Genomic DNA, 25491 nt, shown 5'->3' with positions numbered 1-25491 from the left:
TAATGGCAGACTCACTACCCCTGTCTGGCGCACCGGAAGGCGCTGAGTATTTACGGGCGGTGCTACGCGCGCCGGTCTATGAAGCGGCGCAGGTCACGCCGCTGCAGAAAATGGAAAAACTCTCGTCGCGTCTTGATAACGTCATTCTGGTAAAACGCGAAGACCGCCAGCCAGTGCACAGCTTTAAGCTACGCGGCGCATACGCCATGATGGCGGGCCTGACGGAAGAACAGAAAGCGCACGGCGTGATCACTGCTTCTGCGGGTAACCACGCGCAGGGCGTTGCGTTCTCCTCCGCACGATTAGGCGTGAAGGCGCTAATCGTCATGCCAACCGCCACCGCTGATATCAAAGTTGATGCGGTACGCGGCTTCGGCGGCGAAGTGTTGCTTCACGGTGCGAACTTCGATGAAGCAAAAGCCAAAGCGATTGAACTGTCGCAGCAGCAGGGCTTCACCTGGGTTCCGCCATTTGATCATCCGATGGTGATTGCCGGACAGGGCACGCTGGCGCTGGAATTGCTCCAGCAGGACGCCCATCTTGATCGCGTATTTGTGCCGGTCGGCGGCGGCGGTCTGGCGGCGGGTGTGGCGGTGCTGATCAAACAACTGATGCCGCAAATCAAAGTGATAGCCGTGGAAGCGGAAGATTCAGCCTGCCTGAAAGCGGCGCTGGATGCAGGTCATCCTGTTGACCTGCCGCGCGTAGGTTTGTTTGCTGAGGGGGTCGCGGTCAAGCGCATTGGTGACGAAACGTTCCGTCTGTGTCAGGAGTATCTCGACGACATCATCACCGTTGATAGCGATGCCATCTGTGCGGCGATGAAAGACCTGTTCGAAGATGTGCGCGCGGTGGCGGAGCCGTCTGGCGCGTTGGCGCTGGCGGGAATGAAAAAATATATCGCCCAGCACAACATTCGTGGTGAGCGCCTGGCGCATGTGCTCTCGGGAGCTAACGTCAATTTCCACGGCCTGCGCTACGTCTCGGAACGTTGCGAACTGGGTGAACAGCGCGAAGCATTGCTGGCGGTGACCATTCCGGAAGAAAAAGGCAGTTTCCTTAAATTTTGCCAGCTACTCGGTGGGCGCTCGGTCACAGAGTTCAACTATCGCTTTGCAGATGCCAAAAATGCCTGCATTTTTGTCGGCGTGCGCTTAAGCCGCGGCCTTGAGGAGCGCAAAGAAATTTTGCAGATGCTCAACGAAGGCAGCTACAGCGTGGTTGATCTCTCCGATGACGAAATGGCGAAGCTACATGTGCGCTATATGGTCGGCGGGCGTCCATCGCATCCGTTGCAGGAACGCCTCTACAGCTTCGAATTCCCGGAATCACCGGGCGCGCTGCTGCGCTTTCTTAACACGCTGGGTACGCACTGGAATATCTCTTTGTTCCACTATCGCAGTCATGGCACCGACTACGGGCGCGTACTGGCGGCGTTCGAACTTGGCGACCATGAACCGGATTTCGAAACCCGGCTGAATGAGCTGGGCTACGATTGTCACGACGAAACCAATAACCCGGCGTTCAGGTTCTTTTTGGCGGGTTAGGGAAAAATGCCTGATGGCGCTTCGCTTATCAGGCCTACCCACGCGTCAACGTTATTTGTGGTTGGGTAAAATCTTCCAGAACGCCTCAATCAGCGGCTCATGTAGCCGCTTTTTTTGTGCGCAAACGCCCAGTTCAAATGGTGTTTTCTCATCGCTGCGATCAAGAATCATCACACGGTTGCGTACAGGTTCAGGACTATTATCCAACACAACTTCCGGTAACAATGCCACGCCACAGCCTAGCGCCACCATCGATACCATCGCTTCATGCCCGCCGACCGTGGCGTAAATCATCGGGTTGCTGATTTTATTGCGTCGGAACCACAGTTCAATGCGGCGGCGCACTGGTCCCTGATCGGCCATGATAAACGGCACCGTCGACCAGTCCGGCTTCTCTACAGATACCTGATTACGAACCGGGCAGGGCAGCGCAGGTGCGATCAGCACTACCGCCAGATTCTCCAGCATCGAAAATGCCACTGCACCGGGTAACGTCTCTGGCTTACCGGCAATCGCCAAATCCGCTTCGCCGGTGACAACTTTTTCCATCGCATCCGCCGCATCACCGGTGGTGAGCTTGATCTCCACCGACGGGTGTTCCGCGCGGAAGCGATCAAGAATCGGCGGAAGATGGCTGTAAGCAGCGGTCACCGAGCAGAAAATATGTAACTCGCCAGAGAGCGACGGCCCTTGCTGGTCGATGGTGTGGCGCAGTTGCTGATATTGCAACAGCGTTTGCTGGGCGAAAACACGCAGCTCTTCGCCCGCTTCGGTCAGCGTTACCGTCCGGTTATCGCGTATAAATAGCGGTTGGCCGAGATCTTCTTCCAGGCGCTGAATCTGCCGTGAAAGTGTCGATGGGCTGACGTGCATCGCCCGCGCGCTGCGCCCAAAATGACGGCTTTCCGCCAGATGTAGAAACATTTTCAGATCGCGTAAATCCACAGGCACAGCCCTCGATTTTGACGTTGCAGAAATTGCAATATGACGTTGTGAATATATCAATTTCCGCAATAAGTTTCCTGACATATAGTGAATTTAATCTCGCAAACGCGAACCGAACAATAAGAAGCACAACATCATGAGGAATCACCATGGCTAACTACTTCAATACACTGAATCTGCGCCAGCAACTGGCGCAGTTGGGTAAATGTCGCTTTATGGGCCGCGAAGAATTCGCTGACGGCGCGAGCTACCTTCAGGGTAAAAAAGTGGTCATCGTCGGTTGTGGTGCACAGGGCCTGAACCAGGGCCTGAACATGCGTGATTCTGGTCTGGACATCTCTTATGCCCTGCGTAAAGAGGCGATCGCTGAGAAACGCGCTTCCTGGCGTAAAGCGACCGAAAACGGTTTTAAAGTCGGCACTTACGAAGAGCTGATCCCGCAGGCGGATCTGGTGGTTAACCTGACGCCGGATAAGCAGCACTCCGATGTAGTGCGTTCTGTTCAGCCGCTGATGAAAGACGGTGCGGTGCTGGGTTACTCCCATGGCTTCAACATCGTAGAAGTGGGTGAGCAGATCCGTAAAGACATCACTGTGGTGATGGTTGCACCGAAATGCCCGGGCACTGAAGTGCGTGAAGAGTACAAACGTGGGTTTGGCGTACCGACGCTGATTGCCGTTCACCCGGAAAACGATCCGAAAGGCGAAGGTATGGCGATTGCCAAAGCCTGGGCTGCGGCTACCGGTGGTCACCGTGCGGGCGTGCTGGAATCCTCCTTCGTTGCGGAAGTGAAATCTGACCTGATGGGCGAACAAACCATACTGTGCGGTATGTTGCAGGCTGGTTCTCTGCTGTGCTTCGACAAGCTGGTGGAAGAAGGCACCGACCCGGCATATGCAGAAAAACTGATTCAGTTCGGTTGGGAAACCATCACCGAAGCTCTGAAGCAGGGTGGCATCACCCTGATGATGGACAGGCTCTCTAACCCGGCAAAACTGCGTGCTTATGCGCTCTCTGAACAACTGAAAGAGATCATGGCACCGCTGTTCCAGAAACATATGGACGACATCATCTCCGGCGAATTCTCCTCCGGCATGATGGCTGACTGGGCCAATGATGATAAGAAACTGCTGACCTGGCGTGAAGAGACCGGCAAAACCGCGTTCGAAACCGCGCCGCAGTTTGAAGGCAAAATCGGTGAGCAGGAGTACTTCGATAAAGGCGTACTGATGATCGCGATGGTAAAAGCAGGCGTTGAACTGGCGTTCGAAACCATGGTTGATTCCGGCATCATTGAAGAGTCGGCTTACTACGAATCACTGCACGAACTGCCGCTGATTGCCAACACCATCGCCCGTAAGCGTCTGTACGAAATGAACGTCGTTATCTCTGATACCGCCGAGTATGGTAACTACTTGTTCTCTTACGCCTGCGTGCCGCTGCTGAAACCGTTTATGGCAGAGCTGCAACCGGGCGATCTGGGTAAAGCTATTCCGGAAGGTGCCGTTGATAACGCGCAACTGCGTGATGTGAATGAAGCCATTCGCAGCCATGCTATCGAGCTGGTAGGTAAGAAACTGCGTGGCTATATGACGGATATGAAACGTATTGCGGTTGCAGGCTAAGCGGCTACATACGGTGCCGGATGGCGGCGTAAACGCCTTATCCGGCCTACAAAAAGTGCACGTTCTGTAGGCCTGATAAGCGCAGCGCCATCAGGCAAAAACCCGGTGTTCAAATGCACCGGGTTTTTTTGTTAGTTACGGTACAGCACCTTAATGATGTGATAGCCGAACTGGGTGTGCAGCGGGCCGGTTGGCTCCAGTACCGGACAAGAGAAAACCACTTTATCGAATGCCGGAACCATCTGACCCTGGCGGAACTCACCTAAATCACCGCCGCGTTTGCCTGACGGGCAAATGGAGTGCTTCTTCGCCAGCTTGCCGAAATCAGCGCCGTTCTTAATCTGTTCCAGAAGTTCCAGAGCCAGTTTCTCTTCTTTTACAAGGATATGCAGTGCTGCTGCCGTTTTTGCCATGATCGTGCCTTGAGTGGTATGGATGAGGCTGGCTATACTACCACGCTGTTATTTTCCCCTCCCGACTTTCATTGAGCGATTTTTCTATGCGTCTAAACCCCGGCCAACAACAAGCTGTCGAATTCGTTACCGGCCCCTGCCTGGTGCTGGCGGGCGCGGGTTCCGGTAAAACTCGTGTTATCACCAATAAAATCGCCCATCTGATCCGCGGTTGCGGTTACCAGGCGCGACATATTGCAGCGGTGACCTTTACCAATAAGGCGGCACGCGAGATGAAAGAGCGTGTTGGGCAGACGCTGGGGCGCAAAGAGGCGCGTGGGTTGATGATCTCCACCTTCCATACATTAGGGCTGGATATCATCAAGCGCGAATATGCGGCGCTGGGAATGAAAGCGAACTTTTCGCTGTTTGACGATACCGATCAGATGGCGTTGCTCAAAGAGCTGACCGAGGGTCTGATTGAAGATGACAAAGTTCTCCTGCAACAGTTGATTTCGACCATCTCTAACTGGAAGAACGATCTGAAAACTCCGGCGCAGGCGGCGGCAGAGGCAAAGGGCGAGCGGGATCGTATTTTTGCCCATTGTTATGGACTGTATGATGCGCACCTGAAAGCGTGCAACGTTCTCGACTTCGATGACCTGATTTTGCTGCCAACGTTGTTGTTGCAACGCAATGAAGAAGTACGCGAACGCTGGCAGAACAAAATTCGCTACCTGCTGGTGGATGAGTATCAGGACACCAACACCAGCCAGTATGAACTGGTGAAACTGCTGGTGGGTAGCCGCGCGCGCTTTACCGTGGTGGGCGATGACGATCAGTCAATCTACTCATGGCGTGGTGCCCGTCCGCAAAATCTGGTGCTGTTGAGCCAGGATTTCCCGGCGTTGAAGGTGATTAAGCTGGAGCAGAACTACCGCTCTTCCGGATGTATTCTGAAAGCGGCCAACATCCTTATCGCTAATAACCCGCACGTCTTTGAAAAGCGCCTGTTCTCCGAACTGGGCTACGGCGCGGAGCTAAAAGTATTAAGCGCGAATAATGAAGAACATGAAGCCGAGCGCGTTACTGGCGAGCTGATTGCGCATCACTTCGTCAATAAAACACAGTACAAAGATTACGCCATTCTCTATCGCGGTAATCATCAGTCGCGAGTGTTTGAAAAATTCCTGATGCAAAACCGCATCCCGTACAAAATTTCCGGCGGTACTTCATTCTTCTCCCGCCCGGAAATCAAGGATTTGCTGGCTTATCTGCGTGTGCTGACTAACCCGGACGATGACAGTGCGTTCCTGCGTATCGTCAACACGCCGAAACGAGAGATTGGCCCGGCAACGCTGAAAAAGCTGGGCGAGTGGGCGATGACCCGCAATAAAAGTATGTTTACCGCCAGTTTTGATATGGGATTGAGTCAAACACTGAGTGGGCGTGGTTATGAAGCGTTGACTCGCTTTACTCATTGGCTGGCGGAAATCCAGCGTCTGGCGGAGCGGGAGCCGATTGCTGCGGTGCGCGATCTGATCCACGGCATGGATTATGAATCCTGGCTGTACGAAACATCGCCCAGCCCGAAAGCCGCCGAAATGCGCATGAAGAACGTCAACCAACTGTTTAGCTGGATGACGGAGATGCTGGAAGGCAGCGAACTGGATGAGCCGATGACGTTAACCCAGGTGGTGACGCGCTTTACTCTGCGCGACATGATGGAGCGAGGTGAAAGCGAGGAAGAACTGGATCAGGTGCAACTGATGACTCTCCACGCATCGAAAGGGCTGGAGTTTCCCTATGTTTTCATGGTCGGTATGGAAGAAGGATTTTTACCGCACCAGAGCAGCATCGATGAAGACAATATTGATGAGGAGCGGCGGCTGGCCTATGTAGGGATCACCCGCGCCCAGAAGGAATTGACCTTTACGCTGTGTAAAGAGCGTCGTCAGTACGGTGAACTGGTGCGCCCGGAGCCGAGTCGCTTCCTGTTAGAGTTACCGCAGGATGATCTGATTTGGGAGCAGGAGCGCAAAGTGGTCAGCGCGGAAGAACGGATGCAGAAAGGGCAAAGCCATCTGGCAAATCTGAAAGCGATGATGGCAGCAAAACGAGGGAAATAGTTAAGGGGCACGGAATTATCGCCGGACAGGATGCGTTAGCATCGCATCCGGCACATTACTCGTTAATATACTTCCAGCGGCCAATGAACATAACTCTGCCATTGGCTTTCTTGCTCGATAATCTCTTTACCCAGCGGATGTTGGGCTAACCACCCTTGCGGCAGCGTCAAGGTCAACTGTTCATGGCTGGCCTGTAATTGAATCTTCGGCACTAAATCGTCACGGCGACGGCTGGCAAAAATGATGGCCAGGCGCAGTAAACGACAGAGTTGTTCCGCAACGCGCGGAGGGACGGCATTTTGTTGATGCAGCGATGAGAGATCGACCGGATTAGTTTGGTTGAGCAACAGCGTCGCCAGCAGCTTTTTCTGCGCGGGAGTAAAACCAGGAAGATCCAGGTTTCGCACCAGATAAGCAGCATGTTGCGGCGCTTGTTTGAAATCAACGCTCAGGCCAATTTCATGAAGTTGACAGGCACTGATTAGCAAATCGCGGCTAATTGCTTCAAGATGCCATGCATTTTCCACCTGATCGAAGAAGTTAGCCGCAACGCTGGCTACGCGCTGTGCCTGATCGATATCGATCATAAAGCGGCGCTGAATATTACGCAGCGTACGGCTGCGAATATCCTGCTCGACGGCCAGATGTAACATGCCGTAAACCAGGCCTTCACGCAGTGCGCCGCCAGCCAGCGTCATACACTGAATATTCAGTTCGGTAAAAATGGCTATCAGGATCGCCAGACCACTCGGGAATACTAACGCGCGTTCCAGCGTCAGCCCGTCGATCTCCAGCTCCTCCAGCCGACCGCAATGAATGGCGCGCTGTTTCAGTTGTTGCAACTTTTCCAGGGTAATGCGTTCATCCATTCCCTGCGCCATCATGATTTCTTGCAAGGCCTGCACGGTTCCGGAAGCGCCAACGCACACTTTCCAGCCGTGATAACGCAATTCATCGGCAACCGGACGTAACACTTCGCGTGCCGCTTTTTCTGCGGCATCAAAATTTTCCTGCCCCAGATTACGATCGGCAAAATAGCGTTCCAGCCAGGTGACGCAGCCCATCGACAGACTGAACAGAGAGGTGGTTTGTGCACCCGTGCCGGTTACCAGTTCAGTACTGGCTCCCCCGATATCCACCACCAGGCGCTGATCGGCTCCACCGGTAGTGTGAGCAACGCCCTGATAAATCAGACGAGCTTCCTCTTCACCGCTGATCACCTGCACCGGACAACCAAGTATTTCCTGCGCTTTGGCAATAAAATCACCAGCGTTGACAGCAAGACGTAACGTCGCCGTAGCAACAACGCGAATTTGCGAAGGAGGGATATCTTGCAGACGTTCAGCAAACAGGCGCAGGCATTGCCAGCCGCGCTCCATTGCTTCATTAGACAGGGCATTTTCGCTGTTCAGACCAGCAGCCAGACGTACTTTGCGTTTAATTCGCGTCAGCGTCTGGATACTACCAGCCACCTCGCGCACAACCAGCATATGAAAACTATTCGAACCGAGATCAATGGCTGCATAAAGCGACGAGGTGGAACTCATACTCTTCATCCTTCAATCTGTCTCTGAGTTGGCTGTGTTCTTTCACCCGAATCACTTACTACAGTAAGCTCATCGGGATTCATTCTCTTGCCATCTTGATGCAGTTTGAATGATTTTGAGTATGACATTATTTATTTAACCTGAACGACGACGATTACGTGGAGCGCCTGTACGACGCGGACCGTTGCCTGTGCGCGGGCGCGTCAAGCGTAGCGGTTTTGGCAGATCGGTCATCAATGCGTCCGGATTGTATTTGCTTACCGGAATAGAATGACCAATATAGGTCTCAATGGCAGGCAAATTCAATGCATACTCTTCACACGCCAGGCTGATGGAATGACCACTTGCACCAGCGCGGCCAGTACGGCCGATACGGTGAACGTAATCTTCACAGTCATCGGGTAAATCGTAGTTAAAGACGTGGGTTACGGCCGGAATATGCAAACCACGTGCGGCTACGTCGGTGGCAACCAGAATATCCAGATCGCCACGGGTAAATTCATCAAGAATACGCAGACGTTTTTTCTGCGCCACATCGCCCGTCAACAGCCCGACACGATGACCATCTGCCGCCAGGTGACCCCAGATCTCTTCGCAACGATGTTTGGTGTTGGCGAAAATAATCGCTCTGTCTGGCCACTCTTCTTCGATCAGCGTTTGCAGCAAACGCATTTTTTCTTCGTTAGAAGGGTAGAAAAGCTCTTCTTTAATGCGGTGGCCCGTTTTCTGTTCCGGTTCCACTTCGATGTATTCGGCGTTATTCATCTGCTCGAACGCCAGTTCACGTACCCGGTACGAAAGCGTGGCGGAGAACAGCATGTTGAGGCGCTGATTTGCTGGCGGCATACGGCGAAACAGCCAGCGAATATCTTTAATAAAGCCCAGATCGTACATACGATCGGCTTCGTCCAGCACCACGACCTGAATAGCGCCAAGGTTAATGTGATTCTGTTTGGCGTAGTCGATTAAACGACCCGTGGTGCCAATCAGGATGTCAACGCCGCTTTCCAGCACTTTTAGCTGTTTGTCGTAGCCGTCGCCGCCATAAGCCAGGCCCAGCTTCAGACCGGTAGCTTGCGCCAGCGGCTCCGCGTCGGCGTGGATCTGCACGGCAAGTTCACGCGTCGGTGCCATAATTAAGGCACGTGGCTGGTTCACCTTGCGATCGGCAATGGTGGGATGAGAGAGAAGGTAATGAAACGTTGACGTCAGGAACGCCATCGTTTTCCCAGTACCGGTTTGCGCCTGCCCGGCTACGTCACGACCTTCCAGCGTTAGCGGAAGGGCCAGTGCCTGAATGGGCGTACAGTTATGAAACCCTTTTTTTTCAAGGGCTTCTACAACTTTCGGATGCAGGGCGAAGTCGGAAAACTTCTGTTCTGTTAAATGTGTTTTGCTCATAGTGTGATAGAATATCAGCTTACTATTGCTTTACGAAAGCGTATCCGGTGAAATAAAGTCAACCTTTAGTTGGTTAATGTTACACCAACAACGAAACCAACACGCCAGGCTTATTCCTGTGGAGTTATATATGAGCGATAAAATTATTCACCTGACTGACGACAGTTTTGATACGGATGTACTCAAAGCGGACGGGGCGATCCTCGTCGATTTCTGGGCAGAGTGGTGCGGTCCGTGCAAAATGATCGCCCCGATTCTGGATGAAATCGCTGACGAATATCAGGGTAAACTGACCGTTGCAAAACTGAACATCGATCAAAACCCTGGCACTGCGCCGAAATATGGCATCCGTGGTATCCCGACTCTGTTGCTGTTCAAAAACGGTGAAGTCGCGGCAACCAAAGTGGGTGCACTGTCCAAAGGTCAGTTGAAAGAGTTCCTCGACGCCAACCTGGCATAAGGGAACGTCATGTTCGGGTGCCCCGTCGCTAAAAACTGGACGCCCGGCGTGAGCCATGCTAACTTAATGTTGACTTCGTATTAAACTTACCTTATTAAGTTTGAATCTTGTAATATCCAACGCTTCCCGTTTTTATCTAATGCGAAGTGAACAGATTTCTGGTTTGTCACTCAATCCGTCTTGTCGTTTCAGTTCTGCGTACTCTCCTGTGACCAGACAGCGAAAAGACATGAGTCGATGACCGTAAACAGGCATGGATGATCCTGCCATACCATTCACAACATTAAGTTCGAGATTTACCCCAAGTTTAAGAACTCACACCACTATGAATCTTACCGAATTAAAGAATACGCCGGTTTCTGAGCTGATCACTCTCGGCGAAAATATGGGGCTGGAAAATCTGGCCCGTATGCGTAAGCAGGACATTATTTTTGCCATCCTGAAGCAGCACGCAAAGAGTGGCGAAGATATCTTTGGTGATGGCGTACTGGAGATATTGCAGGATGGATTTGGTTTCCTCCGTTCCGCAGACAGCTCCTACCTCGCCGGTCCTGATGACATCTACGTTTCTCCCAGCCAAATCCGCCGTTTCAACCTCCGCACTGGTGATACCATCTCTGGTAAGATTCGCCCGCCGAAAGAAGGTGAACGCTATTTTGCGCTGCTGAAAGTTAATGAAGTTAACTTCGACAAACCTGAAAACGCTCGCAACAAAATCCTCTTTGAGAACTTAACCCCGCTGCACGCAAACTCTCGTCTGCGTATGGAACGTGGTAACGGTTCTACTGAAGATTTGACCGCACGCGTGCTGGATCTGGCTTCACCAATCGGGCGTGGCCAACGTGGTCTGATTGTGGCACCGCCGAAAGCGGGTAAAACCATGCTGCTGCAGAACATCGCCCAGAGCATTGCTTACAACCACCCAGACTGTGTGCTGATGGTTCTGCTGATCGACGAACGTCCGGAAGAAGTAACCGAGATGCAGCGTCTGGTTAAAGGTGAAGTTGTCGCTTCTACCTTCGACGAACCGGCATCTCGCCACGTTCAGGTTGCGGAAATGGTGATCGAGAAGGCAAAACGCCTGGTTGAGCACAAGAAAGACGTTATCATTCTGCTCGACTCCATCACCCGTCTGGCGCGCGCCTACAACACTGTTGTTCCTGCGTCTGGTAAAGTGCTGACCGGTGGTGTGGATGCTAACGCACTGCACCGTCCGAAACGCTTCTTCGGTGCGGCGCGTAACGTAGAAGAGGGCGGCAGCCTGACCATCATCGCGACGGCGTTGATCGACACCGGTTCCAAAATGGACGAAGTTATCTACGAAGAGTTTAAAGGTACAGGTAACATGGAACTGCACCTTTCTCGTAAGATCGCAGAAAAACGCGTCTTCCCGGCTATCGACTACAACCGTTCCGGTACGCGTAAAGAAGAGTTGCTCACCACTCAGGAAGAGCTACAGAAAATGTGGATCCTGCGCAAAATCATTCACCCGATGGGCGAAATCGATGCAATGGAATTCCTCATTAATAAACTGGCAATGACCAAGACCAATGACGATTTCTTCGATATGATGAAACGTTCATAAATTTGTCTTATGCCAAAAACGCCACGTGTTTACGTGGCGTTTTGCTTTTATATCTGTAATCTTAGCGGCATGCCTGTGATAGTGGGAAAATTCCTGGTTATTGCGGGTATTTTATACAATTTTTATGGTGAATGATTGATTTTTGCACAGGGCTGATAGGTTCAGAAAGGAGTTTCCCTTCTGAATAAAGGTCTTCGTGGGTATACTTCTGCTAATAATTTTCTCTGAGAGCATGCATTGTGAATTTACTGACAGTGAGTACTGATCTCATCAGTATTTTTTTATTCACGACACTGTTTCTGTTTTTTGCCCGTAAGGTGGCAAAAAAAGTCGGTTTAGTGGATAAACCTAACTTCCGCAAACGTCACCAGGGATTGATACCGCTCGTTGGGGGTATTTCAGTTTTCGCAGGGATTTGCTTTACGTTCGGAATTGTTGATTACTACATTCCGCATGCAGCTCTCTACCTCGCCTGTGCGGGCGTCCTGGTGTTCATCGGCGCACTGGATGACCGTTTCGATATTAGTGTAAAAATCCGTGCCACCATACAGGCTGCTGTTGGCATCGTTATGATGGTGTTTGGCAAACTTTATCTCAGTAGCCTGGGCTATATTTTTGGCTCCTGGGAGATGGTGCTTGGGCCGTTTGGTTATTTCCTGACGCTGTTTGCCGTCTGGGCGGCAATTAATGCTTTCAACATGGTTGATGGCATTGATGGTCTGCTGGGTGGGTTGTCCTGCGTCTCGTTTGCGGCAATTGGCATGATTTTGTGGTTCGACGGGCAAACCAGCCTCGCTATCTGGTGCTTTGCGATGATCGCCGCCATCCTGCCATACATCATGCTCAACCTCGGTATTCTGGGGCGTCGCTACAAAGTGTTTATGGGCGATGCGGGCAGTACATTGATTGGTTTTACCGTAATCTGGATCCTGCTTGAAACTACTCAGGGCAAAACACATCCGATTAGCCCGGTGACTGCATTATGGATTATCGCTATTCCGCTGATGGATATGGTGGCGATTATGTATCGTCGCCTGCGTAAAGGCATGAGTCCATTCTCGCCTGATCGCCAGCATATTCATCATTTGATCATGCGTGCCGGCTTTACTTCTCGTCAGGCATTTGTGCTGATTACCCTTGCTGCTGCACTGCTTGCTTCCATTGGCGTACTGGCAGAATATTCTCATTTTGTCCCTGAATGGGTCATGCTGGTGCTCTTTTTGCTAGCATTCTTCCTCTATGGCTATTGCATTAAGCGCGCCTGGAAGGTTGCTCGCTTTATTAAGCGTGTGAAACGCCGACTGCGCAGAAATCGTGGTGGCAGCCCCAACTTAACCAAATAAACGAGGATGTAATGACGCAACCAATGCCTGGGAAACCAGCCGAAAATGCTGAAAATGAACTGGATATTCGTGGGTTGTTTCGTACCTTGTGGGCTGGGAAGCTGTGGATTGTTGGCATGGGGCTGGCGTTTGCGTTAATTGCGCTGGCGTATACATTTTTCGCCCGTCAGGAGTGGAGCGCGACGGCGATTACCGATCGTCCAACGGTCAATATGCTGGGCGGATACTACTCGCAACAGCAGTTTCTACGTAACCTGGATGCTCGTTCGAACATGGCTTCTGCCGATCAACCATCGGTCATGGACGAAGCCTATAAAGAGTTTGTTATGCAACTGGCGTCGTGGGACACCCGCCGCGATTTCTGGTTGCAGACCGACTATTACAAACAGCGGATGGTTGGCAACAGCAAAGCAGATGCGGCTCTGCTGGATGAAATGATCAACAACATCCAGTTTATTCCCGGTGATTTCACCCGAGCGATCAACGATAATGTTAAATTGATTGCTGAAACTGCCCCCGATGCTAATAATCTGCTGCGTCAATATGTCGCATTCGCCAGTCAGCGCGCGGCCAGCCATCTGAATGATGAGCTGAAAGGTGCATGGGCAGCGCGCACTATCCAAATGAAAGCCCAGGTGAAGCGTCAGGAAGAAGTCGCGAAAGCGATCTACGACCGCCGGGTAAACAGCATTGAGCAGGCACTCAAAATCGCTGAGCAACATAATATCTCTCGCAGCGCGACAGATGTCCCGGCGGATGAATTGCCTGATTCAGAAATGTTTTTGTTGGGTCGCCCGATGCTGCAGGCGCGATTAGAAAATTTACAGGCCGTCGGCCCGGCCTTTGATCTCGACTATGATCAGAATCGGGCCATGTTAAACACCCTTAATGTTGGTCCAACCCTGGATCCGCGTTTTCAGACCTATCGCTATTTGCGTACACCGGAAGAACCGGTAAAACGCGATAGCCCACGCCGTGCCTTCCTGATGATTATGTGGGGCATTGTCGGGGGGCTGATCGGGGCTGGTGTCGCATTAACCCGCCGTTGCTCGAAATAGCAACACAGTTGCGGTGAGCACAAAGGCGCTCGCCGCTTATTCAAAGAGAATCGATGTGAAAGTACTGACTGTATTTGGTACGCGCCCGGAAGCCATCAAGATGGCGCCGTTGGTGCATGCGTTGGCAAAAGATCCTTTTTTTGAGGCTAAAGTTTGCGTCACTGCGCAGCATCGGGAGATGCTCGATCAGGTGCTGAAACTCTTTTCCATTGTACCTGACTACGATCTCAACATAATGCAGCCAGGACAGGGACTGACAGAGATAACCTGTCGAATTCTTGAGGGATTAAAACCTATTCTTGCCGAGTTCAAACCAGACGTTGTACTGGTACACGGCGATACCACCACGACGCTGGCCACCAGTCTGGCGGCGTTTTATCAGCGCATTCCTGTTGGTCACGTTGAGGCCGGGCTACGCACGGGCGATCTTTACTCGCCGTGGCCGGAAGAAGCTAACCGCACGCTGACCGGTCATCTGGCAATGTACCATTTCTCCCCAACTGAGACCTCACGGCAAAACCTGCTACGTGAAAACGTCGCTGATAGCCGAATCTTCATTACCGGCAATACAGTTATCGACGCTTTGTTGTGGGTGCGCGATCAAGTGATGAGCAGCGAGATGCTGCGTTCAGAACTGGCGGCAAATTACCCGTTTATCGACCCTGATAAGAAGATGATTCTGGTGACCGGTCACAGGCGTGAAAGCTTCGGTCGTGGCTTTGAGGAGATTTGCCATGCGCTGGCAGAAATAGCCACCACTCATCAGGACATCCAGATTGTTTATCCGGTACATCTCAACCCGAATGTCAGAGAACCGGTTAGTCGCATTCTGGGGCACGTAAAAAACGTCATTCTGATCGATCCCCAGGAGTATTTACCGTTTGTCTGGCTGATGAATCACGCATGGTTGATTTTGACTGACTCTGGCGGTATTCAGGAAGAAGCGCCTTCGCTGGGTAAACCGGTGCTGGTGATGCGTGACACCACCGAGCGCCCGGAAGCTGTTACCGCTGGAACGGTGCGTCTGGTGGGGACGGATAAACAACGGATCGTTGAGGAAGTGACACGTCTTCTCAACGACGACAACGAATATCAAATGATGAGCCGCGCCCATAACCCCTATGGTGATGGTCAGGCATGCTCTCGCATTCTGGAAGCGTTAAAAAATAATCGGATATCACTATGAGTTTTGCGACCATTTCTGTCATCGGACTGGGTTACATTGGGCTGCCGACAGCCGCTGCGTTTGCCTCACGGCAAAAACAGGTGATTGGTGTCGATATCAACCAACAAACGGTTGATACTATCAATCGTGGCGAAATCCATATCGTCGAGCCTGATTTGGCGAGTGTAGTAAAAACTGCCGTAGAAGGTGGCTTTTTGCGAGCGAGCACAACGCCCGTTGAGGCTGATGCCTGGCTGATTGCTGTACCAACGCCGTTTAAAGGCGATCATGAGCCAGATATGGCTTACGTCGAATCGGCTGCCCGCTCCATTGCGCCAGTGCTGAAAAAAGGTGCGCTGGTGATCCTTGAGTCCACCTCTCCGGTGGGTTCAACCGAGAAAATGGCAGAATGGTTAGCAGAAATGCGTCCGGACCTGACTTTCCCGCAGCAGGTGGGCGAACAGGCCGACGTGAATATTGCCTATTGCCCGGAACGCGTGTTACCGGGGCAGGTGATGGTCGAGCTGATTAAAAATGACCGTGTAATAGGTGGCATGACACCGGTTTGCTCGGCGCGCGCCAGTGAACTGTACAAAATTTTCCTCGAAGGTGAGTGTGTTGTCACTAACTCCCGGACGGCGGAAATGTGTAAGCTCACCGAAAATAGCTTCCGCGATGTGAATATCGCGTTTGCTAACGAACTGTCGCTGATTTGCGCCGGGCAGGGAATTAACGTCTGGGAGCTGATTCGTCTGGCGAATCGCCACCCTCGCGTCAATATTCTTCAGCCAGGCCCTGGCGTGGGCGGTCACTGTATTGCCGTTGATCCGTGGTTTATCGTAGCGCAGAACCCGCAGCAGGCGCGGCTTATCCGTACAGCCAGGGAAGTGAACGATCACAAACCTTTTTGGGTAATTGATCAGGTGAAAGCGGCGGTTGCCGATTGCCTGGCCGCTACCGATAAACGCGCCAGCGAAGTGAAAATTGCCTGCTTTGGGCTGGCATTTAAACCGAATATTGATGACCTGCGCGAAAGCCCGGCGATGGAAATCGCTGAACTGATCGCCCAGTGGCATAGCGGCGAGACGCTGGTCGTTGAACCGAACATTCACCAGTTGCCGAAAAAACTGGCCGGGCTTTGCACGCTGGCGCAGCTTGACGAAGCGCTGGCGACGGCAGACGTGCTGGTGATGTTGGTCGATCACAGTCAGTTCAAAGCCATCAGCGGCGATCATGTTAAGCAGCAGTATGTAGTCGATACCAAAGGGGTCTGGCGCTGATACAGATTGCAGTGAATGACTGTTTTGAGGGAGCCACACTATGCCCGTCCGCGCCAGTATTGAGCCACTCACCTGGGAAAATGCCTTCTTTGGTGTTAATAGCGCCATCGTGCGTATTAACCCTGACGCGCCACTCCTGACACCAGATGCCTTAGCGCCGTGGTCACGGGTGCAGGCCAAAATAGTCGCATCAAATATCGGTGAACTGGATGCCCTGCAACAGTTGGGATTCTCACTGGTAGAAGGTGAAGTTGATTTGGCGCTACCCGTGACCAGAGCCAGTGATAGCGGCGCAGAAGTGGCACAAGAGACAGATATTCCAGTACTACGCCAGTTAGCGAGTGAGGCATTTGCGCAAAGCCGTTTTCGTGCACCGTGGTATGCGCCTGAAGCCAGTGGGCGCTTTTATGCGCAGTGGATTGAAAACGCCGTTCACGGCACCTTTGATCATCAATGTCTGATCTTACGCATGCCATCCGGCGATATTCGTGGCTATGTCTCTTTACGTGAGCTCAATGCGACAGACGTGCGTATTGGCCTGTTGGCAGGACGCGGTGCAGGTGCAGAGCTGATGCAAACGGCGCTAAACTGGGCGTATGCTCGCGGTAAAACAACATTGCGGGTGGCGACCCAGATGGGCAACACCGCCGCGCTTAAACGATACATAAAAAGTGGTGCAAATGTAGAAAGCACCGCGTACTGGTTATACAGGTGATCACATGATTCCATTTAACGCACCGCCGGTGGTGGGAACCGAACTCGATTATATGCAGTCGGCAATGGGTAGCGGCAAACTGTGTGGCGATGGTGGTTTTACCCGTCGCTGCCAGCAGTGGCTGGAGCAACGTTTTGGCAGCGCCAAAGCGCTGTTGACGCCGTCCTGCACCGCTTCTCTGGAGATGGCGGCGCTGTTGTTGGATATCCAGCCTGGCGATGAAGTGATCATGCCGAGTTATACCTTTGTCTCCACCGCCAACGCCTTCGTGCTGCGTGGAGCGAAAATCGTTTTTGTGGATGTTCGCCCGGACACTATGAACATCGACGAAACGCTGATTGAAGCGGCGATCACCGACAAAACGCGCGTTATCGTGCCGGTGCATTACGCGGGCGTGGCCTGTGAAATGGACACCATTATGGCGTTGGCGAAAAAATATAACCTGTTTGTGGTGGAAGATGCCGCTCAGGGGGTGATGTCCACTTACAAAGGGCGTGCGCTGGGAACCATTGGTCATATTGGCTGCTTTAGCTTCCATGAAACCAAAAACTACACCGCGGGTGGTGAAGGCGGCGCTACGTTGATTAATGATAAAAAATTGATTGAGCGCGCCGAGATCATCCGTGAAAAAGGCACTAATCGTAGCCAGTTCTTCCGTGGTCAGGTGGATAAATACACCTGGCGCGATATCGGCTCCAGCTATTTGATGTCCGATCTGCAAGCCGCATATCTGTGGGCGCAACTGGAAGCAGCGGATCGTATCAACCAGCAGCGTCTGGCGCTGTGGCAAAACTATTACGATGCACTGGCACCACTGGCGAAAGCCGGGCGTATCGAACTGCCGTCGATTCCGGATAGCTGTGTGCAGAACGCGCATATGTTCTACATTAAGCTGCGTGATATTGATGACCGGAATGCGTTGATTAACTTCCTGAAAGAAGCAGAAATCATGGCGGTGTTCCATTACATTCCGCTGCACGCAAGCCCGGCGGGTGAACGGTTTGGTGAGTTCCACGGTGAAGATCGCTACACCACCAAAGAGAGCGAGCGCTTGCTGCGTCTGCCGCTGTTCTACAATCTGTCGCCCGTCAATCAACGCACGGTAATTGCGACCTTGCTGAACTACTTCTCCTGATATGTCGCTGGCGAAAGCGTCCTTATGGACGGCGGCCAGTACGCTGGTCAAGATTGGTGCCGGGTTACTGGTCGGTAAGCTGCTGGCGGTATCATTTGGTCCGGCAGGGCTGGGGCTGGCGGCTAACTTCCGTCAGTTGATTACCGTACTCGGCGTGCTTGCCGGGGCGGGCATTTTTAACGGCGTAACCAAATACGTTGCCCAGTATCATGATAATCCGCAGCAGCTACGTCGTGTGGTGGGTACATCATCAGCGATGGTGCTTGGTTTCTCCACGCTGATGGCGCTGATTTTTGTGCTGGCAGCCGCTCCGATCAGCCAGGGATTGTTCGGGAATACTGACTACCAGGGGCTGGTACGTTTAGTGGCGCTGGTGCAAATGGGGATCGCCTGGGGCAACCTGTTGCTGGCGCTGATGAAAGGCTTTCGCGATGCCGCGGGTAATGCGTTATCGCTGATTGTTGGCAGCCTGATTGGTGTTATCGCTTACTACGTCAGTTACCGTTTTGGTGGCTATGAAGGCGCGTTGCTTGGGCTGGCGCTGATTCCTGCGTTGGTGGTGATTCCGGCTGCCATCATGTTGATCAAACGTGGCGCTATCCCGTTAAGCTATCTGAAACCCAGTTGGGATAGCGGTCTGGCGGGGCAGTTGAGTAAGTTCACGTTAATGGCGCTGATTACTTCGGTGACCTTGCCCGTTGCTTACATCATGATGCGTAAGTTACTGGCGGCGCAGTATAGCTGGGATGAGGTGGGGATCTGGCAAGGCGTAAGTAGTATTTCCGACGCCTACCTGCAATTCATTACCGCTTCTTTTAGCGTGTATTTACTGCCCACTCTGTCGCGGCTAACAGAAAAGCGCGATATCACCCGCGAAGTGGTGAAGTCGCTGAAATTCGTTCTACCGGCGGTGGCAGCGGCGAGTTTTACAGTCTGGTTGCTGCGTGACTTTGCCATCTGGCTACTTTTATCGAACAAATTTACCGCCATGCGCGATCTCTTTGCCTGGCAGTTGGTTGGCGATGTGTTAAAAGTGGGCGCTTATGTCTTTGGTTATCTGGTGATCGCCAAAGCGTCGCTCCGGTTTTATATTCTGGCGGAAGTCAGTCAGTTCACGTTGTTGATGGTATTTGCCCACTGGTTGATCCCCGCGCATGGCGCGCTGGGCGCGGCGCAGGCATATATGGCAACCTATATCGTCTATTTTTCTCTTTGTTGTGGCGTGTTTTTACTCTGGCGTAGGCGGGCATGACTGTACTGATTCACGTTTTGGGATCGGATATCCCTCACCATAACCAAACCGTTTTGCGGTTTTTCAACGACGCGCTGGCTGCGACAAGCGAGCACGCGCGCGAGTTTATGGTTGCAGGCAAGGACGACGGCTTAAGTGATAGCTGTCCGGCGCTCACTATCCGCTTTTTTGCAGACAAAAAATCACTGGCTGAAGCGGTTATCGCGAAAGCGAAAGCTAACCGTCAACAGCGGTTTTTCTTCCATGGCCAGTTCAATCCAAAACTATGGCTGGCGCTGCTTAGCGGCGGAATCAAGCCCAGCCAGTTTTACTGGCATATATGGGGCGCTGATTTGTATGAACTTTCCAGTGGCTTGAGATATAAGCTCTTTTATCCGCTGCGCCGCCTGGCACAAAAGCGGGTGGGCTGTGTATTTGCCACTCGGGGAGACTTGAGCTTTTTTGCCAGAACGCATCCAAAGGTGCGAGGCGAACTGATTTACTTCCCAACCCGGATGGATCCTTCTCTCAATACGATGGCTAACGATCGGCAACGTGAAGGGAAAATGACTATTCTGGTGGGGAACTCCGGCGATCGCAGTAATGAACACATCGCTGCCTTACGCGCTGTGCATCGGCAGTTTGGCGATACGGTGAAAGTGGTGGTGCCGATGGGATATCCGGCCAACAACGATGCGTATATCAACGAAGTTCGTCAGGCGGGGCTGGAATTATTCAGCGAAGAAAATCTGCAAATTCTGAGCGAAAAAATGGATTTTGACGCTTATCTGGCACTACTTCGCCAGTGCGATCTCGGCTACTTTATTTTTGCCCGTCAGCAAGGTATCGGTACGCTGTGCTTGTTGATTCAGGCTGGCATCCCCTGCGTACTTAATCGGGAAAACCCGTTCTGGCAGGATATGACGGAGCAACATTTGCCGGTGCTGTTTACCACTGACGATCTCAATGAGGATATTGTGCGTGAAGCGCAGCGCCAGTTGGCGTCGGTAGATAAAAACCACATTGCCTTCTTTAGTCCAAACTATCTGCAAGGCTGGCATCGGGCGCTGGCAATTGCCGCTGGGGAGGTCGCATGAGCCTGCTGCAATTCAGCGGCCTGTTTGTTGTCTGGCTGCTCTGTACGCTGTTTATCGCCACGCTGACCTGGTTTGAGTTTCGCCGCGTGCGATTTAACTTCAATATCTTCTTTTCATTGCTTTTTTTGCTGACGTTTTTCTTCGGATTTCCGCTGACCAGCGTACTGGTATTCCGCTTTGATGTTGGTGTCGCGCCGCCAGAAATCTTTTTGCAGGCGTTGCTTTCTGCGGGCTGCTTTTACGCGGTTTATTACGTCACCTACAAAACCCGCTTACGCAAAAGTGTTGCCGATGCACCGCGCCGTCCAGTGTTTACCATGAATCGCGTGGAAACCAATCTTACCTGGTTTCTCCTGATGGGCATCGCGTTGGTCAGTGTCGGCATCTTCTTCATGCACAACGGCTTTTTGTTGTTCCGACTTAACTCCTACAGTCAGATCTTTTCCAGTGAAGTCTCCGGCGTGGCGTTAAAGCGCTTCTTTTACTTTTTTATCCCGGCGATGCTGGTGGTCTATTTTCTGCGCCAGGACAGCAAAGCGTGGCTGTTTTTCCTCGTCAGTACCGTTGCCTTTGGATTGCTGACCTACATGATTGTCGGTGGCACTCGCGCCAATATCATTATCGCGTTCGCTATCTTCCTGTTTATCGGCATTATTCGCGGTTGGATTTCACTGTGGATGCTGGCAGCGGCAGGCGTGCTGGGGATTGTCGGTATGTTCTGGCTGGCGCTAAAACGCTACGGAATGAACGTGAGCGGTGATGAAGCTTTCTACACGTTTCTCTATCTCACCCGCGACACTTTCTCGCCGTGGGAGAATCTGGCGTTGCTATTGCAGAACTACGACAACATCGACTTCCAGGGGCTGGCACCGATTGTCCGTGATTTCTATGTCTTTATTCCTTCCTGGCTGTGGCCGGGTCGGCCCAGTATGGTGCTGAACTCCGCCAACTATTTCACCTGGGAAGTGCTGAATAATCACTCCGGGCTGGCTATCTCACCTACGCTTATCGGCTCACTGGTGGTGATGGGCGGTGTGTTGTTTATTCCGCTTGGGGCGATTGTGGTTGGCCTGATTATAAAATGGTTCGACTGGCTGTATGAGCTGGGCAACCGCGAAACCAATCGCTATAAGGCAGCGATTTTGCACAGTTTCTGCTTTGGGGCGATCTTCAATATGATCGTGCTGGCGCGCGAAGGACTGGATTCATTTGTCTCGCGGGTGGTCTTTTTTATCGTGGTCTTCGGTGCAAGCCTGATGATTGCAAAACTACTGTACTGGCTTTTTGATAGCGCCGGACTCATTCATAAACGAATAAAATCATCGCTCCGGACGCAGATTGAAGGATAACAATGAATAACAACACCACAGCACCGACCTATACGCTGCGTGGCTTACAGTTGATCGGTTGGCGTGATATGCAGCATGCCCTCGATTATCTGTTCGCTGATGGGCAGCTTAAGCAGGGAACGCTGGTTGCCATTAATGCCGAAAAAATGCTGACCATTGAAGATAACGCCGAGGTCAGGGCGTTAATTAACGCTGCCGAATTTAAATATGCCGATGGCATTAGCGTCGTGCGTTCGGTACGTAAAAAATATCCTCAGTCACAGGTTTCCCGCGTAGCTGGAGCCGATCTCTGGGAAGAGCTGATGGCGCGCGCAGGAAAAGAAGGGACGCCCGTTTTTCTTGTTGGCGGCAAACCTGAAGTACTGGCGCAGACCGAAACTAAACTGCGCGGCCAGTGGAATGTGAATATCGTTGGCAGCCAGGATGGTTATTTCAAACCCGAGCAGCGTCAGGCGCTGTTTGAGCGTATCCATGCCAGTGGCGCGCAAATCGTCACTGTCGCAATGGGATCGCCAAAACAGGAAATCTTCATGCGCGACTGCCGTCAGGTGCATCCTGATGCGCTTTATATGGGCATTGGCGGAACGTACGATGTTTTTACTGGCCATGTGAAACGCGCGCCGAAAATCTGGCAAAAACTGGGGTTGGAGTGGCTCTATCGCCTGCTTTCGCAGCCGAGTCGCATTAAGCGTCAGCTCCGTTTACTGCGCTATTTACGCTGGCATTACACCGGCAACCTCTGATTTTCCCTCTCTTGCTGGCGGCATAAGTGTTCACAATGTCGCCTGTTCTTCACCTTCCTGCTGTTTTATTACACAAAGCATTCAAATTTTTAATGCTTCATTTGCCATTTCTCCTGAATTACGAAAACATTCGCAACACTCGATGTACCCATAACGATAACCGGTAACACCGGAAAAACATGCAAACACAACACGAGGATTTATGGCAGATAACAAACCAGAGCTACAGCGTGGGCTGGAAGCTCGACATATCGAACTCATCGCCCTGGGGGGCACCATTGGCGTTGGTCTGTTTATGGGGGCCGCCAGCACCCTAAAATGGGCTGGGCCATCTGTATTGTTGGCCTATATCATCGCCGGGCTGTTCGTCTTTTTCATCATGCGCTCAATGGGCGAAATGTTATTCCTTGAGCCGGTTACCGGTTCGTTCGCCGTCTACGCACATCGTTATATGAGCCCGTTTTTTGGCTATCTCACTGCCTGGTCTTACTGGTTCATGTGGATGGCGGTGGGGATCTCGGAAATCACTGCCATTGGCGTCTACGTCCAGTTCTGGTTCCCGGAGATGGCACAGTGGATACCTGCATTGATCGCGGTGGCGCTGGTGGCGCTGGCGAATCTGGCGGCGGTTAGACTGTATGGTGAAATCGAGTTTTGGTTCGCGATGATCAAAGTCACCACGATCATCGTTATGATAGTCATTGGCCTGGGCGTGATTTTCTTTGGCTTTGGCAATGGCGGGCAGTCGATTGGTTTTGGCAATCTCACTGAGCATGGCGGTTTCTTTGCGGGTGGCTGGAAAGGGTTCCTGACGGCGCTGTGTATCGTGGTGGCGTCCTACCAGGGTGTGGAGCTGATTGGTATTACTGCCGGTGAAGCGAAAAATCCGCAGGTGACGTTGCGCAGTGCGGTAGGCAAAGTGCTGTGGCGAATCCTTATTTTCTACGTAGGCGCGATCTTCGTTATCGTCACCATCTTCCCGTGGAATGAAATTGGCAGCAATGGCAGCCCGTTTGTACTGACTTTCGCCAAAATTGGCATTACCGCAGCCGCGGGTATTATCAACTTTGTGGTACTGACGGCGGCGCTTTCTGGCTGTAACAGCGGTATGTACAGTTGCGGACGTATGCTTTATGCACTGGCGAAAAACCGTCAGTTACCGGCGGCGATGGCAAAAGTTTCTCGTCACGGCGTGCCGGTTGCGGGAGTAGCGGTATCCATTGCCATCCTGTTAATTGGCTCGTGCCTGAACTACATCATTCCCAATCCGCAGCGTGTGTTTGTTTACGTCTACAGCGCCAGCGTGCTGCCGGGGATGGTGCCGTGGTTTGTGATCCTGATAAGCCAACTGCGTTTTCGTCGTGCGCACAAAGCGGCGATTGCCAGCCATCCGTTCCGCTCCATTCTGTTCCCGTGGGCAAATTATGTGACAATGGCGTTCCTTATTTGCGTTTTGATCGGCATGTACTTTAATGAAGATACTCGTATGTCGCTGTTTGTCGGCATCATCTTCATGCTGGCGGTGACGGCGATTTACAAAGTTTTTGGGCTTAATCGCCACGGTAAAGCGCATAAACTGGAGGAATAAGCAGCAAAATGCGCAAAGCGTAACCAAACGCGCATTTTATTTAAAAAGGGACTAGACAGAGGGGTGGGAAGTCCGTATTATCCACCCCCGCAACGGCGCTAAGCGCCCGTAGCTCAGCTGGATAGAGCGCTGCCCTCCGGAGGCAGAGGTCTCAGGTTCGAATCCTGTCGGGCGCGCCATTTAGTCCCGGCGCTTGAGCTGCGGTGGTAGTAATACCGCGTAACAAGATTTGTAGTGGTGGCTATAGCTCAGTTGGTAGAGCCCTGGATTGTGATTCCAGTTGTCGTGGGTTCGAATCCCATTAGCCACCCCATTATTAGAAGTTGTGAAAATGCGAAGGTGGCGGAATTGGTAGACGCGCTAGCTTCAGGTGTTAGTGTCCTTACGGACGTGGGGGTTCAAGTCCCCCCCCTCGCACCACGACTTTAAAGAATTGAACTAAAAATTCAAAAAGCAGTATTTCGGCGAGTAGCGCAGCTTGGTAGCGCAACTGGTTTGGGACCAGTGGGTCGGAGGTTCGAATCCTCTCTCGCCGACCAATTTTGAACCCCGCTTCGGCGGGGTTTTTTGTTTTCTGTGTATTCCATCACTCTCCCTTCGCAATAAACGCCCGTAGTAACTCATTGCCACACGGTATGATTTCGCCCTTAACTTATTGAAGGACGATTTCAGGCAAGGAGCGACTATGCTGCAACAGGTTCCAACGCGTGCTTTTCATGTGATGGCGAAACCGAGCGGTTCCGATTGTAATCTGAACTGTGACTACTGTTTTTATCTCGAAAAACACTCTCTCTACCGCGAACATCCTGTCACACATATGGACGATGACACGCTGGAAGCGTATGTCCGCCACTATATCGCTGCCAGTGAACCACAAAACGAAGTTGCTTTTACCTGGCAAGGCGGAGAGCCAACGCTGCCGGGGTTGGAATTTTACCGCCGCGCTGTGGCACTACAGGCAAAATATGGTGCAGGCAGGCGGGTAAGTAACAGCTTCCAGACTAACGGCGTGCTGCTGGATGACGAATGGTGAAGTGGTCAACAAAAACTGGCCACCGAGTTAGAGTTTTTCCAGTATCGATTTTCCGATTCGTTTGGGGGTAATCCACCGTTATATTCGTGCGGTCTTAGTGCGCTGTAATATCCAACGATATAG

General features: G+C 52.1%; 21 protein-coding genes, 4 tRNA genes and 1 pseudogene. 22 read left to right on the top strand and 4 right to left on the bottom strand.

Going from position 1 to position 25491, the window contains the following annotated elements:
- Positions 1-2 precede the first annotated feature (2 nt).
- The gene (gene ilvA / locus C7B16_RS20265; protein WP_107180068.1) at positions 3-1547 is read left to right on the top strand and encodes a threonine ammonia-lyase, biosynthetic; all 1545 of its coding nucleotides are present in this window, start codon (positions 3-5) and stop codon (positions 1545-1547) included.
- 51 nt (positions 1548-1598) lie between these two features.
- On the opposite strand, the gene ilvY is transcribed toward ilvA, so the two are convergent.
- Positions 1599-2492, bottom strand: coding sequence for an HTH-type transcriptional activator IlvY (gene ilvY / locus C7B16_RS20260; RefSeq protein ID WP_000365754.1), 894 nt, complete (start codon positions 2490-2492; stop codon positions 1599-1601).
- A 149-nt stretch (positions 2493-2641) separates the two neighbouring features.
- On the opposite strand from ilvY, the gene ilvC reads away from it, so the two are divergent.
- Positions 2642-4117: a ketol-acid reductoisomerase gene (gene ilvC, locus C7B16_RS20255; protein ID WP_107180067.1), complete on the top strand. Its 1476-nt coding sequence runs from the start codon at positions 2642-2644 to the stop codon at positions 4115-4117.
- A gap of 131 nt (positions 4118-4248) precedes the next feature.
- On the opposite strand, the gene ppiC is transcribed toward ilvC, so the two are convergent.
- Positions 4249-4530, bottom strand: a complete 282-nt coding sequence (ppiC, locus tag C7B16_RS20250; RefSeq protein ID WP_001140258.1) for a peptidylprolyl isomerase PpiC — start codon at positions 4528-4530, stop codon at positions 4249-4251.
- Positions 4531-4616: 86 nt separating this feature from the next.
- Between ppiC and rep the strand changes: the two genes are divergently transcribed.
- Positions 4617-6638 carry a DNA helicase Rep gene (gene rep / locus C7B16_RS20245; protein WP_107180066.1) on the top strand — a complete coding sequence of 674 codons (2022 nt, stop codon included), beginning with the start codon at positions 4617-4619 and terminating at the stop codon, positions 6636-6638.
- A gap of 62 nt (positions 6639-6700) precedes the next feature.
- On the opposite strand, the gene gppA is transcribed toward rep, so the two are convergent.
- The gene (gene gppA / locus C7B16_RS20240) at positions 6701-8185 is read right to left on the bottom strand and encodes a guanosine-5'-triphosphate,3'-diphosphate diphosphatase (RefSeq protein WP_001517408.1); all 1485 of its coding nucleotides are present in this window, start codon (positions 8183-8185) and stop codon (positions 6701-6703) included.
- A 135-nt stretch (positions 8186-8320) separates the two neighbouring features.
- Positions 8321-9586 (bottom strand): ATP-dependent RNA helicase RhlB, encoded by a 1266-nt coding sequence (rhlB, locus tag C7B16_RS20230; protein WP_000047512.1) that lies wholly within the window; start codon positions 9584-9586, stop codon positions 8321-8323.
- A gap of 130 nt (positions 9587-9716) precedes the next feature.
- On the opposite strand from rhlB, the gene trxA reads away from it, so the two are divergent.
- From trxA to C7B16_RS20130, 19 genes and pseudogenes are all read left to right on the top strand, one after another.
- Positions 9717-10046 carry a thioredoxin TrxA gene (gene trxA, locus C7B16_RS20225; RefSeq protein WP_001280776.1) on the top strand — a complete coding sequence of 110 codons (330 nt, stop codon included), beginning with the start codon at positions 9717-9719 and terminating at the stop codon, positions 10044-10046.
- 139 nt (positions 10047-10185) lie between these two features.
- Entirely contained in the window at positions 10186-10287 is a 102-nt protein-coding gene (rhoL, locus tag C7B16_RS20220) for a rho operon leader peptide RhoL (protein ID WP_001445787.1), read from the top strand.
- Positions 10288-10371: 84 nt separating this feature from the next.
- The gene (gene rho / locus C7B16_RS20215) at positions 10372-11631 is read left to right on the top strand and encodes a transcription termination factor Rho (protein WP_001517407.1); all 1260 of its coding nucleotides are present in this window, start codon (positions 10372-10374) and stop codon (positions 11629-11631) included.
- 239 nt (positions 11632-11870) lie between these two features.
- Complete coding sequence (gene wecA / locus C7B16_RS20205) at positions 11871-12974, top strand: UDP-N-acetylglucosamine--undecaprenyl-phosphate N-acetylglucosaminephosphotransferase (protein ID WP_001050950.1); 1104 nt, start codon at positions 11871-11873, stop codon at positions 12972-12974.
- Positions 12975-12985: 11 nt separating this feature from the next.
- Positions 12986-14032, top strand: coding sequence for an ECA polysaccharide chain length modulation protein (wzzE, locus tag C7B16_RS20200; protein ID WP_001517405.1), 1047 nt, complete (start codon positions 12986-12988; stop codon positions 14030-14032).
- A 55-nt stretch (positions 14033-14087) separates the two neighbouring features.
- The gene (gene wecB, locus C7B16_RS20195) at positions 14088-15218 is read left to right on the top strand and encodes a non-hydrolyzing UDP-N-acetylglucosamine 2-epimerase (RefSeq protein WP_001517404.1); all 1131 of its coding nucleotides are present in this window, start codon (positions 14088-14090) and stop codon (positions 15216-15218) included.
- On the top strand, positions 15215-16477 hold the full coding sequence (wecC, locus tag C7B16_RS20190; RefSeq protein ID WP_000006637.1) for a UDP-N-acetyl-D-mannosamine dehydrogenase: 1263 nt from the start codon (positions 15215-15217) through the stop codon (positions 16475-16477). Before wecB ends, wecC begins: the two co-directional genes overlap by 4 nt.
- 40 nt (positions 16478-16517) lie before the next feature.
- A complete protein-coding gene (gene rffC, locus C7B16_RS20185) occupies positions 16518-17192 on the top strand; it encodes a dTDP-4-amino-4,6-dideoxy-D-galactose acyltransferase (protein ID WP_105224766.1) in 675 nt (224 codons plus the stop codon).
- A 4-nt stretch (positions 17193-17196) separates the two neighbouring features.
- Entirely contained in the window at positions 17197-18327 is a 1131-nt protein-coding gene (rffA, locus tag C7B16_RS20180; protein WP_016249437.1) for a dTDP-4-amino-4,6-dideoxygalactose transaminase, read from the top strand.
- A gap of 1 nt (position 18328) precedes the next feature.
- Complete coding sequence (gene wzxE, locus C7B16_RS20175) at positions 18329-19579, top strand: lipid III flippase WzxE (RefSeq protein ID WP_016262699.1); 1251 nt, start codon at positions 18329-18331, stop codon at positions 19577-19579.
- Positions 19576-20655 carry a TDP-N-acetylfucosamine:lipid II N-acetylfucosaminyltransferase gene (gene rffT, locus C7B16_RS20170; RefSeq protein ID WP_001517399.1) on the top strand — a complete coding sequence of 360 codons (1080 nt, stop codon included), beginning with the start codon at positions 19576-19578 and terminating at the stop codon, positions 20653-20655. The genes wzxE and rffT overlap by 4 nt, the downstream gene beginning before the upstream one ends.
- Entirely contained in the window at positions 20652-22004 is a 1353-nt protein-coding gene (wzyE, locus tag C7B16_RS20165; RefSeq protein WP_107180065.1) for an ECA oligosaccharide polymerase, read from the top strand. The genes rffT and wzyE overlap by 4 nt, the downstream gene beginning before the upstream one ends.
- A gap of 2 nt (positions 22005-22006) precedes the next feature.
- A complete protein-coding gene (gene wecG / locus C7B16_RS20160; protein ID WP_001064030.1) occupies positions 22007-22747 on the top strand; it encodes a lipopolysaccharide N-acetylmannosaminouronosyltransferase in 741 nt (246 codons plus the stop codon).
- 202 nt (positions 22748-22949) lie between these two features.
- The gene (gene thrP, locus C7B16_RS20155; RefSeq protein ID WP_000774725.1) at positions 22950-24335 is read left to right on the top strand and encodes a bifunctional threonine/serine APC transporter ThrP; all 1386 of its coding nucleotides are present in this window, start codon (positions 22950-22952) and stop codon (positions 24333-24335) included.
- A 102-nt stretch (positions 24336-24437) separates the two neighbouring features.
- Positions 24438-24514 (top strand) — tRNA-Arg (locus C7B16_RS20150).
- A 58-nt stretch (positions 24515-24572) separates the two neighbouring features.
- Positions 24573-24648, top strand: a tRNA-His gene (locus C7B16_RS20145).
- Positions 24649-24668: 20 nt separating this feature from the next.
- Positions 24669-24755 (top strand) — tRNA-Leu (locus C7B16_RS20140).
- Positions 24756-24797: 42 nt separating this feature from the next.
- Positions 24798-24874 (top strand) — tRNA-Pro (locus C7B16_RS20135).
- A 146-nt stretch (positions 24875-25020) separates the two neighbouring features.
- Positions 25021-25365: pseudogene (locus tag C7B16_RS20130) on the top strand (radical SAM protein); the annotation flags it as partial.
- Between the last annotated feature and the right edge of the window lie 126 nt (positions 25366-25491).

It is taken from the genome of Escherichia sp. 20412-1, from assembly GCF_003027595.1.
In the GTDB taxonomy this organism is placed as follows: Bacteria; Pseudomonadota; Gammaproteobacteria; order Enterobacterales; family Enterobacteriaceae; genus Escherichia; species Escherichia marmotae.
This window is presented reverse-complemented; position numbering and strand designations above follow the sequence as displayed.

Excerpts from the sequence above, each read along its gene's own strand:
- ilvA (WP_107180068.1), top strand. The coding sequence starts at position 3 with ATGGCAGACTCACTACCCCTGTCTGGCGCACCGGAAGGCGCTGAGTAT.
- ilvC (WP_107180067.1), top strand. The coding sequence starts at position 2,642 with ATGGCTAACTACTTCAATACACTGAATCTGCGCCAGCAACTGGCGCAG.
- ppiC (WP_001140258.1), bottom strand. The coding sequence starts at position 4,530 with ATGGCAAAAACGGCAGCAGCACTGCATATCCTTGTAAAAGAAGAGAAA.
- rep (WP_107180066.1), top strand. The coding sequence starts at position 4,617 with ATGCGTCTAAACCCCGGCCAACAACAAGCTGTCGAATTCGTTACCGGC.
- gppA (WP_001517408.1), bottom strand. The coding sequence starts at position 8,185 with ATGAGTTCCACCTCGTCGCTTTATGCAGCCATTGATCTCGGTTCGAAT.
- rhlB (WP_000047512.1), bottom strand. The coding sequence starts at position 9,586 with ATGAGCAAAACACATTTAACAGAACAGAAGTTTTCCGACTTCGCCCTG.
- trxA (WP_001280776.1), top strand. The coding sequence starts at position 9,717 with ATGAGCGATAAAATTATTCACCTGACTGACGACAGTTTTGATACGGAT.
- rhoL (WP_001445787.1), top strand. The coding sequence starts at position 10,186 with ATGCGAAGTGAACAGATTTCTGGTTTGTCACTCAATCCGTCTTGTCGT.
- rho (WP_001517407.1), top strand. The coding sequence starts at position 10,372 with ATGAATCTTACCGAATTAAAGAATACGCCGGTTTCTGAGCTGATCACT.
- wzzE (WP_001517405.1), top strand. The coding sequence starts at position 12,986 with ATGACGCAACCAATGCCTGGGAAACCAGCCGAAAATGCTGAAAATGAA.
- wecC (WP_000006637.1), top strand. The coding sequence starts at position 15,215 with ATGAGTTTTGCGACCATTTCTGTCATCGGACTGGGTTACATTGGGCTG.
- rffC (WP_105224766.1), top strand. The coding sequence starts at position 16,518 with ATGCCCGTCCGCGCCAGTATTGAGCCACTCACCTGGGAAAATGCCTTC.
- rffA (WP_016249437.1), top strand. The coding sequence starts at position 17,197 with ATGATTCCATTTAACGCACCGCCGGTGGTGGGAACCGAACTCGATTAT.
- wzxE (WP_016262699.1), top strand. The coding sequence starts at position 18,329 with ATGTCGCTGGCGAAAGCGTCCTTATGGACGGCGGCCAGTACGCTGGTC.
- rffT (WP_001517399.1), top strand. The coding sequence starts at position 19,576 with ATGACTGTACTGATTCACGTTTTGGGATCGGATATCCCTCACCATAAC.
- wzyE (WP_107180065.1), top strand. The coding sequence starts at position 20,652 with ATGAGCCTGCTGCAATTCAGCGGCCTGTTTGTTGTCTGGCTGCTCTGT.
- wecG (WP_001064030.1), top strand. The coding sequence starts at position 22,007 with ATGAATAACAACACCACAGCACCGACCTATACGCTGCGTGGCTTACAG.
- thrP (WP_000774725.1), top strand. The coding sequence starts at position 22,950 with ATGGCAGATAACAAACCAGAGCTACAGCGTGGGCTGGAAGCTCGACAT.